The organism is Rhizobium cerradonense (genome assembly GCF_030182455.1).
In the GTDB taxonomy this organism is placed as follows: Bacteria; Pseudomonadota; Alphaproteobacteria; order Rhizobiales; family Rhizobiaceae; genus Rhizobium.
The window spans coordinates 65,129-80,589 of sequence record NZ_JAQJCK010000003.1 but is presented as its reverse complement, the minus strand read 5'-3'; the positions used below and the strand labels follow the sequence as shown (position 1 = coordinate 80,589).

At 59.1% G+C, this 15,461-nt stretch carries 17 protein-coding genes; 5 read left to right on the top strand and 12 right to left on the bottom strand.

Going from position 1 to position 15,461, the window contains the following annotated elements:
• Positions 1-144: 144 nt before the first annotated feature.
• Positions 145-1,620: a methylamine utilization protein MauJ gene (gene mauJ, locus PH547_RS07925; RefSeq protein WP_285167946.1), complete on the top strand. Its 1,476-nt coding sequence runs from the start codon at positions 145-147 to the stop codon at positions 1,618-1,620.
• A gap of 141 nt (positions 1,621-1,761) precedes the next feature.
• Here mauJ and rnhA read toward each other — a convergent pair whose 3' ends face one another.
• The 5 genes from rnhA to PH547_RS07900 all read right to left on the bottom strand — a co-directional run bounded on the left by rnhA (position 1,762) and on the right by PH547_RS07900 (position 5,719).
• Entirely contained in the window at positions 1,762-2,202 is a 441-nt protein-coding gene (gene rnhA / locus PH547_RS07920) for a ribonuclease HI (protein ID WP_283049473.1), read from the bottom strand.
• On the bottom strand, positions 2,199-3,164 hold the full coding sequence (locus tag PH547_RS07915; RefSeq protein ID WP_285167944.1) for a homoserine kinase: 966 nt from the start codon (positions 3,162-3,164) through the stop codon (positions 2,199-2,201). Before PH547_RS07915 ends, rnhA begins: the two co-directional genes overlap by 4 nt.
• A gap of 193 nt (positions 3,165-3,357) precedes the next feature.
• On the bottom strand, positions 3,358-4,365 hold the full coding sequence (ispH, locus tag PH547_RS07910; RefSeq protein ID WP_285168202.1) for a 4-hydroxy-3-methylbut-2-enyl diphosphate reductase: 1,008 nt from the start codon (positions 4,363-4,365) through the stop codon (positions 3,358-3,360).
• Between the two features lie 162 nt (positions 4,366-4,527).
• A complete protein-coding gene (locus PH547_RS07905) occupies positions 4,528-5,274 on the bottom strand; it encodes an SURF1 family protein (RefSeq protein ID WP_285168201.1) in 747 nt (248 codons plus the stop codon).
• Positions 5,275-5,281: 7 nt separating this feature from the next.
• Positions 5,282-5,719 carry a DUF983 domain-containing protein gene (locus PH547_RS07900; protein WP_483315532.1) on the bottom strand — a complete coding sequence of 146 codons (438 nt, stop codon included), beginning with the start codon at positions 5,717-5,719 and terminating at the stop codon, positions 5,282-5,284.
• A gap of 206 nt (positions 5,720-5,925) precedes the next feature.
• Here PH547_RS07900 and PH547_RS07895 point away from each other — a divergent pair, with 206 nt between their 5' ends.
• Positions 5,926-6,576 (top strand): chloramphenicol phosphotransferase CPT family protein, encoded by a 651-nt coding sequence (locus tag PH547_RS07895; protein ID WP_285167943.1) that lies wholly within the window; start codon positions 5,926-5,928, stop codon positions 6,574-6,576.
• A 64-nt stretch (positions 6,577-6,640) separates the two neighbouring features.
• On the opposite strand, the gene PH547_RS07890 is transcribed toward PH547_RS07895, so the two are convergent.
• From PH547_RS07890 to coxB, 6 genes are all read right to left on the bottom strand, one after another.
• Complete coding sequence (locus PH547_RS07890; RefSeq protein ID WP_104822234.1) at positions 6,641-7,519, bottom strand: cytochrome c oxidase subunit 3; 879 nt, start codon at positions 7,517-7,519, stop codon at positions 6,641-6,643.
• Positions 7,520-7,580: 61 nt separating this feature from the next.
• A complete protein-coding gene (locus PH547_RS07885) occupies positions 7,581-8,180 on the bottom strand; it encodes a cytochrome c oxidase assembly protein (protein ID WP_285167941.1) in 600 nt (199 codons plus the stop codon).
• Between the two features lie 9 nt (positions 8,181-8,189).
• Entirely contained in the window at positions 8,190-8,330 is a 141-nt protein-coding gene (locus PH547_RS07880; RefSeq protein ID WP_034488087.1) for a hypothetical protein, read from the bottom strand.
• Positions 8,327-9,286, bottom strand: a complete 960-nt coding sequence (locus PH547_RS07875; protein WP_285167939.1) for a heme o synthase — start codon at positions 9,284-9,286, stop codon at positions 8,327-8,329. The genes PH547_RS07880 and PH547_RS07875 overlap by 4 nt, the downstream gene beginning before the upstream one ends.
• A 57-nt stretch (positions 9,287-9,343) precedes the next feature.
• On the bottom strand, positions 9,344-11,038 hold the full coding sequence (ctaD, locus tag PH547_RS07870; RefSeq protein ID WP_104822231.1) for a cytochrome c oxidase subunit I: 1,695 nt from the start codon (positions 11,036-11,038) through the stop codon (positions 9,344-9,346).
• Between the two features lie 14 nt (positions 11,039-11,052).
• Positions 11,053-11,943, bottom strand: a complete 891-nt coding sequence (gene coxB / locus PH547_RS07865; protein WP_104822230.1) for a cytochrome c oxidase subunit II — start codon at positions 11,941-11,943, stop codon at positions 11,053-11,055.
• 336 nt (positions 11,944-12,279) lie between these two features.
• Here coxB and PH547_RS07860 point away from each other — a divergent pair, with 336 nt between their 5' ends.
• The 3 genes from PH547_RS07860 to maiA all read left to right on the top strand — a co-directional run bounded on the left by PH547_RS07860 (position 12,280) and on the right by maiA (position 15,114).
• Complete coding sequence (locus PH547_RS07860) at positions 12,280-12,912, top strand: invasion associated locus B family protein (RefSeq protein ID WP_104825006.1); 633 nt, start codon at positions 12,280-12,282, stop codon at positions 12,910-12,912.
• 64 nt (positions 12,913-12,976) lie between these two features.
• Positions 12,977-14,392, top strand: coding sequence for a metalloprotease TldD (tldD, locus tag PH547_RS07855; protein ID WP_104822229.1), 1,416 nt, complete (start codon positions 12,977-12,979; stop codon positions 14,390-14,392).
• A gap of 89 nt (positions 14,393-14,481) precedes the next feature.
• On the top strand, positions 14,482-15,114 hold the full coding sequence (gene maiA / locus PH547_RS07850) for a maleylacetoacetate isomerase (RefSeq protein WP_104822228.1): 633 nt from the start codon (positions 14,482-14,484) through the stop codon (positions 15,112-15,114).
• Positions 15,115-15,137: 23 nt separating this feature from the next.
• On the opposite strand, the gene PH547_RS07845 is transcribed toward maiA, so the two are convergent.
• Complete coding sequence (locus tag PH547_RS07845) at positions 15,138-15,446, bottom strand: nucleoside triphosphate pyrophosphohydrolase family protein (RefSeq protein ID WP_104822227.1); 309 nt, start codon at positions 15,444-15,446, stop codon at positions 15,138-15,140.
• Positions 15,447-15,461: the final 15 nt, after the last annotated feature.

Below are 15,461 nucleotides of genomic sequence, written 5' to 3'. Positions count from 1 at the left end.
GTCGGTTTACAATGGTGGGAACTCGGAAAGCCGCACCAGACATTAATACCACCTACGTCCTTGGATGCAGCCCATCGCATCTTGGCGGATATAGTGCTGACGTTGAGCTCGATTCCCTTTCACTGATTCAACTCGAGAATTTCGATGTACGCACGCGACTTAATGATCTGGCTACATGACCGACTTGCGCAAGTCGGCACTTTTGACCAAATGCAGAAGCGCTTTGAGACACTTAGGGGCCATAACCTGTTGCCTCGCGGGAAAGAAAACGCGGACCAAAGGCTATCCGACGAGCATATCGCGAACGCTGTTCTATCGTTTGGGCATCCGCTCCCGGGTTACGGAGGTCATGCATCGCTTATTCTTGGAAACTTGTGCCCCGTTGGCGGCGAATCGGCTGCCTATCGCGGCACGAAGTCTTTGCGAGACGCAGTCGCTGCTCTTGTCGGAGACACCGGTGAAGCTTCCGATCTCGTTCGTTTCACCCTGTCTGTTGAACGGGATTTTGGAAGTGATGAATATGGTGCGGTTATCCGCTCCAAAGGGCCGGAAGGAATAAAGACGACCTCCTACGTTTCAAAATATGCCCTTAGCCTCCTTCGACCAGGAGCCGAGGAGAGATACAATCACGATAGGTTGGACAGGCTTTCGGCGGTCGAGAGGGCGCTAGGTCCGAGGTTTTTTCAGGACCTAGCGCGTGATGTTGCAATTTCCCGATATATAGACCAACCGTTCAAAACCGATTGGCGTGAGTACGAAACCGAAGAAGAAACAGCCGCGTTTCACAAAAGACTCGGTGCCCGCACCTCATCCCACTTCCTTAATCTCCGTGTCGATGCCCAAGTTGCATGGCCAAAAGAACCGACGAGAATGCAGTTCGGCGGGCATAACCTTGTGCTCTTCCCAAAGACAAGGGACTATTCGCATTCAGTTAGCATCGATCTCACGCATGAACGCATGTCAGCGGAAGCCGCGCGTACATTGATAAGCCGGATGCTGAGCATCATGTCTTGGTGCTATGATCAGCCCGCGTCGGTGCATGAGGGCTGGTCCGGCAATCCAGTTCCCATGCCGGTGTCACGGAGGGATCTGGCCTCTATGGCGATGAACGAGTGGCATTTCTATCGCACACTGCCGTCCGATGAGAACCTGACGCGATGCCTTGCATATTATCGCGATGGATTAAACGCGGACTCGGTGGGGTTGGGTAGCCACGCCGTTCTCAGCTTCTTTCGTGTCTTTGAAACCCGCTATGATAAGAAGAAAAAGGTTATCGACTGGGTCAATTCCAACTTTTCTGACGTCGAGAAATCGATCCGGGAAAGTGCTCTTATGGCGTTTGAGGCAGACCGCTTATCGGCGAATGTCGACGCGGGCACATACATCTACGAGAATTGCCGCGTAGCGACCGCCCATGCGGCGCGAGATAGGCCATCTGATCCGGATGGAGCTGAAGAGTTGCGGCGGTTGTTGAATGCGTCGGAGGTAATTCGCCGCCTTGCTCGCTTTTTTATTGAACAAGAGTTCAATTTCTCGTCGTCATACTTATCTGATCGCCCCCTGAAAGCAGGGCAAGCAGCAAGCGATGGCTCTTTGCTACCTCCAGGGCCACCGTTGTGAACCTAAATGATTGCAATTCCGCTATGAACGTCACAGCTATTGACACCGCAAAAGTGTCTCGAAGGATTTTAGCGAAGAACTTCCGCTCCTCCTCTTCCGTCGGCTGGCGCAAAGCGACCATCCAAACATCGCCTCGCGACGCTACTTCCTCTTAAACGGCTCCATGCCCTTGCGCGCCAGTTCGTCGGCGCGCTCGTTTTCCGGATGCCCGGCATGGCCTTTGACCCAATGCAATGTCACCTGATGCCGGTTGCGGGCTTCCTCGAGCGCTTGCCAGAGTTCGGCGTTTTTCACCGGCTTCTTGTCGGCGGTTTTCCAGCCGTTTTTCTTCCAGCCGAAAATCCACTTGGATATGCCATCTTTGACATAGACGCTGTCGGTATAAAGATCGACTTCGCATGGCGTCTTCAGCGCGCCAAGCGCGGAGATGGCCGCCATCAGTTCCATCCGATTGTTGGTCGTCTCCTGTTCGCCGCCGAAAAGCTCCTTTTCGACATCGCCATAACGCAGCACCGCACCCCAGCCGCCAGGACCGGGATTGCCGGAGCAAGCGCCGTCGGTGAAGATATCGACGTGTTTCATGCCTTCAGCCCATATTCGGCACTGGAGGCGATCTGGCGGTGGAAGCGCAGCTTGCGCAGATATTCGATCGGGTCCTTCTTGGTGACCAAGGCGCCGGCCGGCGTCGTCAGCCAATCGTAGAGGCGGGTCAGGAAGAAGCGCAGCGCCGAACCACGCGACAACGTCGGCAGGGCGGCGATTTCCGCGTCGTTCAGCGGCCGCACGCTCTGATAGCCTTCCAGGAGCGCCATGCCCTTGGTGATATTGTAAGCGCCGTCCTTCTCAAAGCACCAGGCATTGAGGCAGATCGAGACGTCGTAGGCAAGCAGATCGTTACAGGCGAAATAGAAGTCGATCAGGCCGGAAAGCTCGTCGCCGAGGAAGAAGACGTTGTCGGGAAACAGATCCGCATGGATGACGCCATCCGGCAGGTCCTTCGGCCAATGCGCCGCCAAGAAATCGAGTTCGCCGCGAATCTCGTCCTGCAGGCCAGGTTCGACCTCATCCGCGCGGGCTTCGGATTTTTCCCAAAGCCCCTGCCAGCCTTCAAGCGACAGTGCATTCGGCCGCTTGATGGCGAAGCCTTCGCCGGCGACATGCATCGCGGCCAGCGCCTTGCCGACTTCGCGGCAATGTTTTGCCTCTGGCTTTCGCAGCCACATTCCTTCGAGAAAGGAGATCAGCGCGGCCGGGCGGCCCGAGAGATGGCCGAGCAACGCGCCATCCTTGCGCGGCAAGGGCAACGGGCAAGACAGGCCGCGGCTTGCCAGATGCTGCATCAAACCGAGGAAAAACGGCAGGTCGCTTTTCTCCACGCGCTTCTCATAGAGCGTCAGGATCAGCGGCTCGCGCGACGTGTGCAGCAGGAAGTTGGAGTTTTCGACGCCCTCGGCAATGCCCTTGTAGGAGAGCAACGTGCCGACATCATATTCCGTCAGAAACCACTTCAGATCGTCTTCAGTAATATCGGTATAAACGGCCACGAATTATTCCCTTTGATACATGCTAGCCACCTAGCCGCCCGCCCTCGTGGTTCGAGACTCCCCTGCGGACCTCCTCACCATGAGGGCTGATTCGGTGTCTGGCGGCGAAACTCTCTTCACCTCATCCGAAAATGCCTTGCCGATGCAGCGTCAGCGCAAGCGGCAGGTCCTCGAAGGACGAGGTGGCCGTTCTTCAATCCCCATTGACAAAGGCCATGTCGGCCACCGTCAGTTCGATATTGCGCAGCTCGCGATTGACGAGGAAATTCTCGGTCTCCTTGACCGTTTCGGCAAGCTCCACCACGGCATTAAAACGGGCGCGAAAGGCCTCGATGATCTCGTTGACGATGACCTCTGGTGCCGATGCGCCGGCGGAGAGGCCGACGGTTTTGATATCGCCGATATCGTCCCAATCAATTTCGGAGGCGCGCTGGACAAGCACGGATTTCTTAGCCCCTGCCCGGAGCGCGACTTCCACGAGACGCTTGGAATTGGACGAATTCGGTGCACCGACGACGATGAAGAGATCGCAGCCTGGAGCGGCTTCCTTCACCACTTCCTGGCGATTGGTCGTGGCGTAGCAGATCGAATCGGCGGCCGGCGCGGTGAGATTGGGGAAACGCTGCTGCAGCCGCGCGATGACGCCGGCGGTGTCGTCGACCGAGAGCGTCGTCTGCGTGACGAAACCGAGATTGTCGGGGTCGGCAGGCTGATAGGCGTCGGCATCCTCCACCGTCTCGATCAGAGACACGGAACCCTCGGGAAGCTGGCCCATGGTGCCGATCACTTCCGGGTGGCCGGCATGACCGATGAGGATGACGTGGCGGCCGAGGCGATTATGCCGCATGGCCTGCTTGTGCACCTTGGACACCAGCGGGCAAGTGGCGTCGAGATAGAAGAGGTTGCGCGCGTCCGCATCCGCCGGCACGGATTTCGGCACGCCATGGGCGGAAAAGACGACGGGCTGGGCGCGATGCTCGGCGGGGATTTCGTCCAGCTCCTCCACGAAGACGGCGCCCTTGGCCTCCAGCCCTTCGACGACATAGCGATTATGCACGATCTCATGACGGACATAGACCGGCGCACCATAGGCCTTCAGCGCCAGCACGACGATCTGGATGGCACGATCGACACCAGCACAGAAGCCGCGCGGGCCGCAGAGCCGGATGGTCAGGTCAGGTTTGGAAACCGCTATATTCATGTCTCTTCCGAAATCCGGGACGATGGCGAGGCTATAGATAGGTTCGCCTTGCCGCTTGCTCCATTTAGTCCGCATGATCTTATCCAAAAACCGCTGCGCACTTTTTGGGACCATGCTCTAGCCGAATATTCCATCGAAATGAAGCTATTCTATTGCGCGAAACTATTGCCGGGGTGCGTCCGGATGACGTTTGCGCCACCAGGAGATGGCGACGATGGCAACCAGCGCCGCGGCCAGGCCATACCAGGTCACGGCATATTGGAGATGGTTATTCGGCAGATCAACGATGGTGACGCCGCCGATCGGCAGGCCCTGAGGATTGGGTGTCTTGTCGGCATCGATGAAGAAGGGCAGCACCTTATCCCTCGGAAGCCCATCGCTGGCAGCCATGGCGTCCAGGTCTTTCCAATAGAATATGTTCTTCGCCAGATCATTGTCCGGCATACCCGAGGGCTGGCCGGCAAGCTTGGCGCGGGCAAGGCCGGTGACGGTCTGTTCGTCCGTCAACTGGCCCTGCATGCGCATTTCCGGCTCCTTGGCGTCGTAGGGCACGAAACCTCTGTTGACGAAGAGGTAGCGCCCATCCGCAAGCTGCAGCGGCGTATAGATATCGAAGCCGGAAGCGCCGCCGAAGGTTGCGAAGAAATGCCGTTCCTTGTTGTTGAGGTAGCGACCGGTCGCAGTGACGACGCGGTATTCGATATCGCCGCCGGATGCGGCCATGGCCTCGATCGCCGATAGCGGTACAGGGGCTGCGGCCTGGCGCTCGGCAATGTCGGCGAGCAGGCCTTCCTTCCAGTGCAGCCGCTCGACCTGCCAGGTGCCGAGAGCCAGCAGGATACCAAGCGCCACGAGCAGGATCAGCACCTTGCCAAACTGCCAGAAAGGGTTGGCGCGGCGAGCGGGCATGGCGGCCTCAGTCACGATGAAGGCGCCCTTCGCTGGCATTGTTGCGATATTGCAGCGCGATCAGGATGCCCTTGCACCAGCGTAGCGACAGAAGCGACAGGATGATGGTCAAGGGGCCGAACAGCAGGATATGCACCCAGATCGGCGGCGCATAGTTGACCTGCAGCCATAGCACCGAGCCGATGACGATGAAGCCGACGATGAGGATGACGAAGACCGCCGGGCCATCGCCCGCATCGGCAAAGGCATAGTCGAGCCCACAAGCTGCGCAACGCGGCTTCAGCGAGAGCAGACCGTCGAAGAGCTTGCCATGACCGCAACGCGGACAGCATCCTTGAATGCCGACCCGGAACGGATCGACGGGTGGAAAGAGGGCGCTGTCACCATTTGCCCCTTGATTTGGGTCTGTCCCGTGACCTGGGGCTGTGTCTTGCTCTGGGCTCAAGGTTTGATCTCGATCGATTGCCATTCACGACGAGCATCCGGGTCTCGTCCTGTCATCATCAGTAACCGCGACGCGGCCATCCGTCCAATTCAAAAGCATGGTGACGTCAGCACAGCAGCCAAACAAGCCCCAATCCCGCATCATGATGTCGCGGTCGTCTCCTCCAGGCCGCTTGAAAATCGTCATCGCGGCCATAAAAAGAGGGTATGGACAATAAGCAAGACATGAAGGCCGGCCAGATCATCATTCTGAACGGCGCGCCGCGATCCGGAAAATCGAGCATTGTCGAGGCCATACAGGCAGGTTTCGACGGCCCATGGATGAATCTGGGCGTCGACGCCTATGTGCGGCATATCACGCCACCGCGTTACCGGCCGGGGATCGGTGTACGGCCGGGCGGCGAACGGCCTGACCTGGAACCGCTGGTTCCGATATTCTATTCGGCGCTCTATGCCTCGATTGCCGCCCATAGCCGCCTTGGGCTCAATGTCATTGCCGAATTCGGCCATCATGACGCCTATTCAAAGCCGCTCGAAATCCTTTCGGATTGCGCCCGCCAACTTGTCGGCCTGCCCGTCCTTTTCGTCGGGGTGCACTGCCCGATCGATACCATCATGCAGCGACGTTTGGCGGAAGGCCCTGAAAGGCACGGCGACTATGTCAGCGTTTCAGCGGACGCACCGATCCCCGCTCCCGTCATCGCCTGGCAAGAACAGGTGCATCAACCAGGCATCTACGATCTGGAAGTGGATACATCCACGCAAAGTCCACAGGCCTGCGCCGAACAGATACGGCAACTGTTGGATCGAGGAGTTCCGCGCCCAACAGCCTTCGAGCGGCTTGCCGTCGGCGCCTGAGAGGCCCCGCAATGAAAAAGGCGGGCGCCGAAGCACCCGCCTTCTATCTCAATTCTGCCCTGGCTCAACCGGCCGCGACCGGCGCGCCCCAGCTTCCCCAGATATAGATGCAGAAGAACAGGAACAGCCAGACGACGTCGACGAAGTGCCAATACCAGGCGGCCGCTTCGAAGCCGAAATGCTGCTTTGGCGTGAAATCGCCGCCGATCGAGCGGATGAGGCAGACCAGCAGGAAGATCGTGCCGATCAGCACGTGGAAACCATGGAAACCGGTCGCCATGAAGAAGGTAGCGCCATAGATCGAGTTTTTGAACTCGAAGGGCGCATGCGCATATTCATAGGCCTGCACGCAGGAGAACAGCGCACCGAGCAGCACGGTCAGAACCAAGCCCTGGATCAGGCCCTTGCGGTCATTGTGCAGCAGCGCGTGGTGCGCCCAGGTGACCGTCGTGCCCGAGAGCAGCAGGATGATGGTGTTGTAGATCGGCAAATGCCAGGGATTGAGGACTTCGATGCCCTTGGGCGGGAACTGGCCGCCGAGGAAGGCCGTCCGCGAAGCCTGTATGGCTTCGTTCGGGAAGAGGCTGACGTCAAAATAGGCCCAGAACCAGGCGACGAAGAACATCACCTCGGAGGCGATGAACATGATCATGCCATAGCGCAGATGCAGTGAGACGACGCGGGTATGCGCGCCCTCATGCGCTTCCTTCACCGTATCCGACCACCAGCCGTACATGACGTAGAGGATCACGGCCAGGCCGATGAAGAACAGCCAGGGCTGTGCGAAGTTGATCCCGAACAGATGCACCGCGCCGCCGTTCAGGTAGCGCATGAAGCAGACGCCGCCAAAGGTAATGACAAAGGCCCCGAAGGCCGCGATGATCGGCCACGGGCTGGGATCGATAATGTGGTAATCGTGTTTCTTGGTATGCGCCTCTGCCATGTCAGCAATCCCCGAATGACTTTTCCCATATCGCCTCCGGCTGAGCCGAAAGCACTCTCCATCAAAGTTTCTTTTCCACCACCTTCGCTGCGCCTTCGTTGGAAGCCACAGGTTTCGCACCGTCGCGCGGATAGAAGGTGTAGGATAGTGTCAGCGCCGTGATCGTCTTGGTTTCTTCCGCCTTGGTGATCTCAGGATCGACGTAGAAAACCACCGGCATCTCGCGTTTTTCCCCCGGTGCCAGATCGGTCTCGTTGAAGCAGAAGCACTGCACCTTGTTGAAATAGGCGCCCGCTTCCACCGGCGAGACGTTGAAAATAGCCTGTCCGCGCGTCGGCTGGTCGGACTTGTTCTCGACCAGGAACTTGATCTCGACCGTCTCGCCGATCTTGGGGGAAACTTCCTTCTGCATCGGCTTGAAGTCCCAGGGTATCCCCGGGGCAACATTGGCGTCGAAGGAAACCTTGATCGGCTTGTCAAGAATGACGCTGGAAGCCTGATCGACGCGCTGCGTCGTGCCGTTGAAGCCGGTTACCTCGCAGAAGATGCGGTAGAGCGGCACGGCGGCGGCGCACATGGCGCTCATGCCGACCACGAAGCTCAAGCACATGGCAACCACCAGGCCGTTGTTTCTTGCCTTGTTTGTTGTCCCCTCCTCCATCACGCCTCCTCAAACGTGTCCGGTGCCGACCTTGATGATGGTGATCGCGTAGAACAGGATCACCAGGCCGGCGAGCACCAAACCGAGCGCGATGTTGCGCCCTCGCCGTGATTTCTTTTGGGCTTCCGTGAGCTTGACGAGTTCGATCACAGCCAGCCTCCCGCACCGCCTGATATCAGCACTATCACGAGCCGGTCGATCAGCAGTGCCGAAAAGATTGCGAAGAGATAGAAGATCGAGAAGGCGAAAAGTTTCTTCGCCGGGATCATCTTGACATCGCCATCCGGCATACGCCGGACGGCGATGGAACAGTATATGAAGATTGCGCCGAGCGCGGCGGCGACGGCACCATAGCCGAAGCTCGCAAAGCCCATGAATGCCGGCACAACACCGATGATGGCCGTCAGCACCGCATAGGCGACGATCTGATTCTTGGTGGCCGGCACGCCGGCGACATTCGGCAGCATGGGGACGCCGACGGCTTCGTAGTCACGCATCTTGAACAGCGCCAGCGCCCAGAAATGGGCCGGCGTCCACAGGAAGATGATCAGGAAGAGCACGATGCTCTCGATCGTCACGTTTCCGGTGACACAGGCCCAGCCGATGACCGGCGGGAAAGCGCCGGCAGCGCCGCCGATGACGATGTTCTGCGGCGTCGAGCGCTTCAGCCACATCGTATAGATGACGACATAGAAGAAAATGGTGAAGGCGAGGATCGCGGCTGAAAGCCAGTTGACGGCGAGGCCAAGGATCGTCACCGAAAAGCCCGACAGCACCAAGCCGAAGGCAAGCGCCTCGGAAGCCTTGACGCGGCCGGCGGGAATCGGACGGCGCGCCGTACGGCTCATGACCGCGTCGATATCGGCGTCGTACCACATGTTCAGCGCGCCGGAAGCGCCTGCGCCGACGGCGATGCAGAGAATGGCGATCAAGCCGAGAACCGGGTTGATGTGGCCCGGCGCCAGCACTAGGCCGGCAAAAGCGGTGAAGACGACCAGCGACATGACCCGCGGCTTCAAAAGCTCGAAATAATCGCGCGCACTCGCTTCAGACAGGCCGGTTTCGCCTTTCTTCGCGAGTACTTCGTGATTGTCGATCACCGTCATTCTTTCATCCAATGTCCGTTAAGCCGGACGCCGTTTATCACGGCGTCCGGAAATAAGCTACTTGATGCGCGGCAGCTCTTCCCACTGGTGGTAAGGCGGCGGCGAAGGAAGCTGCCATTCCAGAGTGGTCGCACCCTCGCCCCAGGGATTGTTGCCGGCGACGCGCTTCTTCACGAACGCATCGATGACACCCCAGAAGAAGAAGCAGAGGCCGACGGCTGCAACATAGGAGCCGATCGAGGAAACGAAGTTCCAGCCGGCGAAGGCGTCCGGATAGTCGATGTAACGGCGCGGCATGCCAGCACGACCGAGGAAGTGCTGCGGGAAGAATATCATGTTGACACCGATGAAGGTGATCCAGAAATGCCAGTTGCCGATCTTCTCGTTGTACATGTAGCCGGTCATCTTCGGGAACCAGTAGTACCAGGCAGCGAAGATGGCGAAGACGGCGCCGAGCGACAAAACGTAGTGGAAGTGCGCGACGACGTAATAGGTATCCTGCCATACGCGGTCGAGACCGGCATTGGCGAGCTGCACGCCGGTGACGCCGCCCACCGTGAACAGGAATATGAAGCCGATCGCCCAGATCATCGGCGTGCGGAACTCGATCGAGCCGCCCCACATCGTCGCGATCCAGGAGAAGATCTTCACGCCAGTCGGAACGGCGATGACCATCGTCGCGAAGACGAAATAACGCTGCGTATCGAGCGACAGGCCGACCGTATACATGTGGTGAGCCCAGACGACGAAGCCAACGGCGCCGATCGCGACCATGGCGTAGGCCATGCCGAGATAGCCGAAGATCGGCTTGCGCGAGAAGGTCGAGATGATGTGGCTGATCATGCCGAAGCCCGGCAGGATCAGGATGTAGACTTCGGGGTGACCGAAGAACCAGAACAGATGCTGGTAAAGGATCGGGTCACCGCCACCTTCCGGCGCGAAGAAGGTCGTGCCGAAGTTGCGGTCGGTCAGCACCATGGTGATGGCACCGGCGAGAACCGGCAGCGACAGAAGCAGCAGGAAGGCCGTGATCAGCACCGACCAGGCAAACAGCGGCATCTTGTGCAGCGTCATGCCCGGGGCGCGCATGTTGAGGATGGTGGTGATGAAGTTGATCGCACCGAGGATCGACGAGGCGCCGGCAATATGCAGTGCGAAGATCACCAGGTCGACCGCCGGGCCGGGATGACCGACGAGGCCTGACAGCGGCGGATACAGCGTCCAGCCGCCACCCGCGCCGTAGGCACCGGCCGGACCTTCGACGAACATCGACAGGATCAGCAGCAGGAAGGCGGGAACGATCAGCCAGAAGGAAATGTTGTTCAGGCGCGGGAAAGCCATGTCCGGCGCGCCGATCATGATCGGCACCATCCAGTTGGCGAAACCGCCGATCATCGCAGGCATGACCATGAAGAAGATCATGATCAGCGCATGGGCGGTGACGAAGACGTTGTACATCTGCTTGCCGCCATCGATGGAGGCGTCGCCCGAATAGCCGTAGACCATGGAAGCCAGACCGCTGAAGATCTGGATGCCCGGCTCCTGCAATTCCATGCGGATCGCAACGGACAGCAGGAAGCCAATGATACCGGCAAAGATCGCAAAGATCAGATAGAGGGTGCCGATGTCCTTGTGATTCGTCGAGAAGAGCCAGCGGTTCGCGAAACTGGGCTTGTGAGCGTGATGGTCGTCATGCGCGTGAGCGTCATGAAGAGCGTGCGAATGATCGTCGTGTGCCGTAGATCCAGCCATTATCCCTATCCCTCTTACTCAGCCGTGTTCGCAGCAACGTTGACAGTAGCCGGCTGATCGACGGCGGCCATCAGGGCCTTGTTGGCCTTGCTCAGGTCGCCGGCAGCAGTGGTCAGCCACTGCTGGTATTGATCCTGAGAGACGATGCGGATGGCGATCGGCATGAATGCATGGTCCTTGCCGCAGAGCTCGGAACACTGACCGTAGTACAGGCCCTCATTGTCGGCCTTGAACCAGGTTTCGTTCAAACGGCCCGGAACGGCGTCAATCTTGACGCCGAAGGACGGCATCGCGAAGGAATGGATGACATCCGTCGGTGCGGCGGTAACAAGGACGCGCACGACCTTGCCCACGGGCAGCACCAGCTCGTTGTCGACGGCGAGAAGCCGCGGATATTTCGATTTGTCTTCCTTGCCGGCCGCAGCGCGGTCCTGATCCTTCAGCAGGAAGGAATCAAAAGCCAGAGGCGTGTTGCCGCTGTTTTCATATTCATAGTTCCACTGCCACTGCGTCGCCGTCGCCTTGACGGTCACGTCAGGATTCTGTGGGAACGTTAGCTGCGCGGTCAGAAGATCGAAGGACGGAACAGCCAGGAACAGAAGAATGAGGACCGGTCCCACGGTCCAGATGACCTCGATCAGCGTGTTATGGCTCGTTCTGGAGGGCACCGGATTTCGCGATGCCCGGAACTTGACCATGACGACGATCAAAAGGACGAGCACCAGCAGCGTAATGGGAACGATAAACCAAAGCGTGTATGCTTCGAACCAGCGTATTTGATGCATGTTGCCGGTTGCTGCCTCTTGCAGGCCGGTTTCCCATGGTTTTGGCTGATCGGCATAGCTGCCGGTCGCAAAAAGCAGACAGGCGATAGCCGCCAGAGCTGCGTAAGCCCTCTTAATCACGATGTCTCTCCCTCCAGCGTTTGATCCCAGATCACTCAAACGCAGTATCCCTACATTCCATTGCGCTTCAAACCACAGTTTGGAGCACTCCGCAACAACTCACAAGCGTTGTCCGTGCGGCATTTTTGCGCGAAGTATATTCCCCCGGCCCGCCGAAACATGGCAAGCATTTCATCATCATACGAAAAATTGCATCGTGGTCCATCGCATTGCCGGGGCAAAATGAGATAGAGGTCGTATTTCCGCCGCAGTCGGTTGGAATTCAGCATGCGGGGCTTTTCATTTGCCGGCATGGGCTTCAACAATAGCAGCACTGATTCGAATCTAGAGGTTTTCATGGGTTTTCGTTCCCTCGCCCGGCTTTGGCTTGTCACCGCCAGCATCGCTGCTGCGGCTGCAGCACCCGTTCTGGCGCAGCAGGCACAGCAAACACAGCCGGCGCCGCAGGCTCAGCAACTGCAAACCCAGCAACCGCCGCAGTCAGGCCAACAGCCGCCAGCCCATACCCAGCAGCTTCCGACCAACCAGGTTCCACAACCACCGGGTACGGTGCGCTCCAGCCATGGTGCATGGTCCGTGGTCTGCGACAAGCCGGCCGGCGCATCGACCGAACAATGCGCGCTGATGCAGAACGTCATTGCCGAGGACCGGCCGGAAGTCGGTCTTTCGGTCGTCGTGCTGAAGACCGCCGATCGCAAGTCGAAGATTCTTCGCGTGCTGGCGCCGCTCGGCGTGCTGCTGCCGAACGGGCTCGGCCTTAATGTCGACGGCAAGGATATCGGCCGCGCCTATTTCGTGCGCTGCTTCTCGGACGGCTGCTATGCCGAAGTGGTGCTTGAGGACGAGTTGCTGAAAACGCTGCGCAGCGGCGCGACGGCCACCTTCATCGTCTTCCAGTCGCCGGAAGAAGGCATCGGCATTCCTGTCGACCTCAAGGGCTTTGCCGAAGGCTACGACGCGCTTCCGTAAATCGACAGGGCTTGCTCTCTCGCCGTCCGAAACCTACATCGGCTCTGAACGGAGCACTTGATCCATGAATACCGATCTTCTTACCTTGTTCGATACCGACGAAACCAAGCTGCGCGGCATCGTTGCCGAAGCACTGGCCGGCGCTGACGATGGCGAGCTTTTCGTCGAGCATGTCCAGGCGGAATCGCTGACCTTCGACAACGGACGCATGAAGGGCGGCAGCTTCAACACCGAACAGGGTTTCGGCCTGCGCGCCGTCGCCGGCGAAGCGGTGGGTTATGCGCATGCGGGCGATCTCTCCGAAGCCGCGCTGAAGCGCGCCGCCGATGCGGTGCGCGCGGTCACGAGCGGCTATGCGGGTTCCTACGCCGCCGCGCCTCAGCGCACCAATAAAGTACTCTATAGCGACGAAAACCCGATTGGGAGCCCAAGCTTCGAGGACAAGGCGAGGCTGCTGCAGGAGATCGACAGCTATCTGCGCGACAAGGATGGCAAGGTGCGTCAGGTCACGGCCTCCATTGCCGCGAGCTGGCAGGTGGTCGATATCCTGCGCGCCGACGGCCATCGCGTTCGCGACGTCAGGCCGATGACGCGCGTCAATATCTCGGTGATGGTCGGCGAAGGCGACCGGCAGGAATCAGGTTCCTTCGGAACCGGTGGCCGCGTCGGCTTCGGCGATTTCGTCACGGAAGAGAACTGGCGCCGCGGCGCTGACGAAGCTTTGCGCCAGGCATTGGTCAATCTCGAGGCGATCGATGCGCCGGCCGGCACGATGGACGTCGTTCTCGGCTCCGGCTGGCCGGGCGTCATGCTGCACGAAGCCGTCGGCCACGGGCTGGAAGGCGATTTCAACCGCAAGAAGACCTCGGCTTTCGCAGGGCTGCTCGGCCAGATGGTCGCCGCTCCCGGCGTGACCGTCGTCGATGACGGCACGATCGAAAACCGCCGCGGCTCGATCACCGTCGACGATGAGGGCACGCCTTCGGCCTACAATGTGCTGATCGAGAACGGCAAGCTGGTCGGCTACATGCAGGACCGGCAGAATGCCCGCCTGATGGGCATGAAGGCAACCGGCAACGGCCGCCGCCAAGGCTATGCCCACACGCCAATGCCGCGTATGACCAACACTTATATGCTTGGCGGCGACAAGACACCGGAAGAGATCATCGCCTCGGTGAAGAAGGGCATCTATGCCGTTTCCTTCGGCGGTGGCCAGGTCGACATCACTTCCGGCAAATTCGTCTTCGGCTGCACCGAAGCCTATCTGATCGAAGACGGCAAGGTCGGCGCACCGATCAAGGGCGCCATGCTCATCGGCAACGGCCCAGAAGCGATGAAGCGCGTCTCCATGATCGGCAACGACATGAAACTCGACACCGGCATCGGCAATTGCGGCAAAGGCGGCCAATGGGTCCCCGTCGGCGTCGGCCAGCCGCATCTGCGGATGGATCAGGTGACGGTCGGCGGGACGAAGGCTTGAAGTCTGCCTAAAGCTATGCCCATAGCAGTGGCCATCAGCCTTCGACGGAGGCTGATGCTGTTGATAGCTTTTGACCGAAGAGGACCTCCATGCGCTTGCTGTCACGCTGGCAGAATTCCGCAGGCGAAAGGGTGCGTATAGCACTTTACCTCAAAGGTATTCCGTTCACTTATACACCGGTAAGCTCATTGGCGCCCGGCGAATATGAGCGATTGAACCCTCAAGGTCTTCTACCTGCTCTCGACATCGGTGGACGTATCATCGCGCAATCGTCTGCTATCCTGGATTATCTTGAGGAAGCGTATCCAGCGCCATGTCTGCTACCTTCCGATCCCGTCGTCCGCGCGGAGGCAAAAGCGTTTGCCGGCCTCATCACATCGGAAATGCATTCTCTGACCGTTCTGCGTGTCAGACGCTTTTTGAAATCGGACATAGGTGCCGACGATCATCAAGTTTCGGCCTGGGTCAGCCACTGGCTGGCTCTAGGCCTTGACGCCCTGGAGGAAACCCTACGGCGCCGACCGGTCCAATGGCCGTATTGCTTCAGCGCAGAAGCGGGATGGGCGGACCTGCATCTTGTGCCGCAACTAAGCGCCTCCCGCCGTCTTGGCGTAGATCTATCCCGTTATTCCACACTCCTGGCAGTCGAAGAACGCTGCAACGAACTCGAAGCCTTTCGGCTTGCACGCCCGGAAGCACAGGTCGACTTCTCTCATTCTTGAACGTGGCAACCCAGTGGCCGCTCTCACCCCTCCTCCGGCCGGAACCGCCATTTCCGCTCGACGGCAGCGGCGAGATCGAGGCTGTTGCGGTGGGCGAAGAGAAGGATATGGCCAAGCACATCGGCGGTTTCGTCGGCCAACGCAGTAGCCAGATCCTCGTCCGACATGCCCTTGCGTCTTCCGCGGCCGGTCGTTTTGTTCCAGATCTGGGTGAGTTCGCCCATCTCCTCCTGCAATTTCAAAACAAACCAGTCGGCATCGCGCTCCAATCCGTTGGCGGCGGCATAGGTGGCGGAAGCCTTTTCGAACTGCTGGATCAGATCGGATAACATCAATATTGTTCCCCG

Coding starts and splice junctions, on each gene's coding strand:
- mauJ (WP_285167946.1), top strand. CDS start 145: ATGTACGCACGCGACTTAATGATCTGGCTACATGACCGACTTGCGCAA.
- rnhA (WP_283049473.1), bottom strand. CDS start 2,202: ATGAAACACGTCGATATCTTCACCGACGGCGCTTGCTCCGGCAATCCC.
- ispH (WP_285168202.1), bottom strand. CDS start 4,365: ATGAATATAGCGGTTTCCAAACCTGACCTGACCATCCGGCTCTGCGGC.
- PH547_RS07905 (WP_285168201.1), bottom strand. CDS start 5,274: ATGCCCGCTCGCCGCGCCAACCCTTTCTGGCAGTTTGGCAAGGTGCTG.
- PH547_RS07895 (WP_285167943.1), top strand. CDS start 5,926: ATGGACAATAAGCAAGACATGAAGGCCGGCCAGATCATCATTCTGAAC.
- PH547_RS07890 (WP_104822234.1), bottom strand. CDS start 7,519: ATGGCAGAGGCGCATACCAAGAAACACGATTACCACATTATCGATCCC.
- PH547_RS07885 (WP_285167941.1), bottom strand. CDS start 8,180: ATGGAGGAGGGGACAACAAACAAGGCAAGAAACAACGGCCTGGTGGTT.
- PH547_RS07875 (WP_285167939.1), bottom strand. CDS start 9,286: ATGACGGTGATCGACAATCACGAAGTACTCGCGAAGAAAGGCGAAACC.
- ctaD (WP_104822231.1), bottom strand. CDS start 11,038: ATGGCTGGATCTACGGCACACGACGATCATTCGCACGCTCTTCATGAC.
- PH547_RS07860 (WP_104825006.1), top strand. CDS start 12,280: ATGGGTTTTCGTTCCCTCGCCCGGCTTTGGCTTGTCACCGCCAGCATC.
- tldD (WP_104822229.1), top strand. CDS start 12,977: ATGAATACCGATCTTCTTACCTTGTTCGATACCGACGAAACCAAGCTG.
- maiA (WP_104822228.1), top strand. CDS start 14,482: ATGCGCTTGCTGTCACGCTGGCAGAATTCCGCAGGCGAAAGGGTGCGT.
- PH547_RS07845 (WP_104822227.1), bottom strand. CDS start 15,446: ATGTTATCCGATCTGATCCAGCAGTTCGAAAAGGCTTCCGCCACCTAT.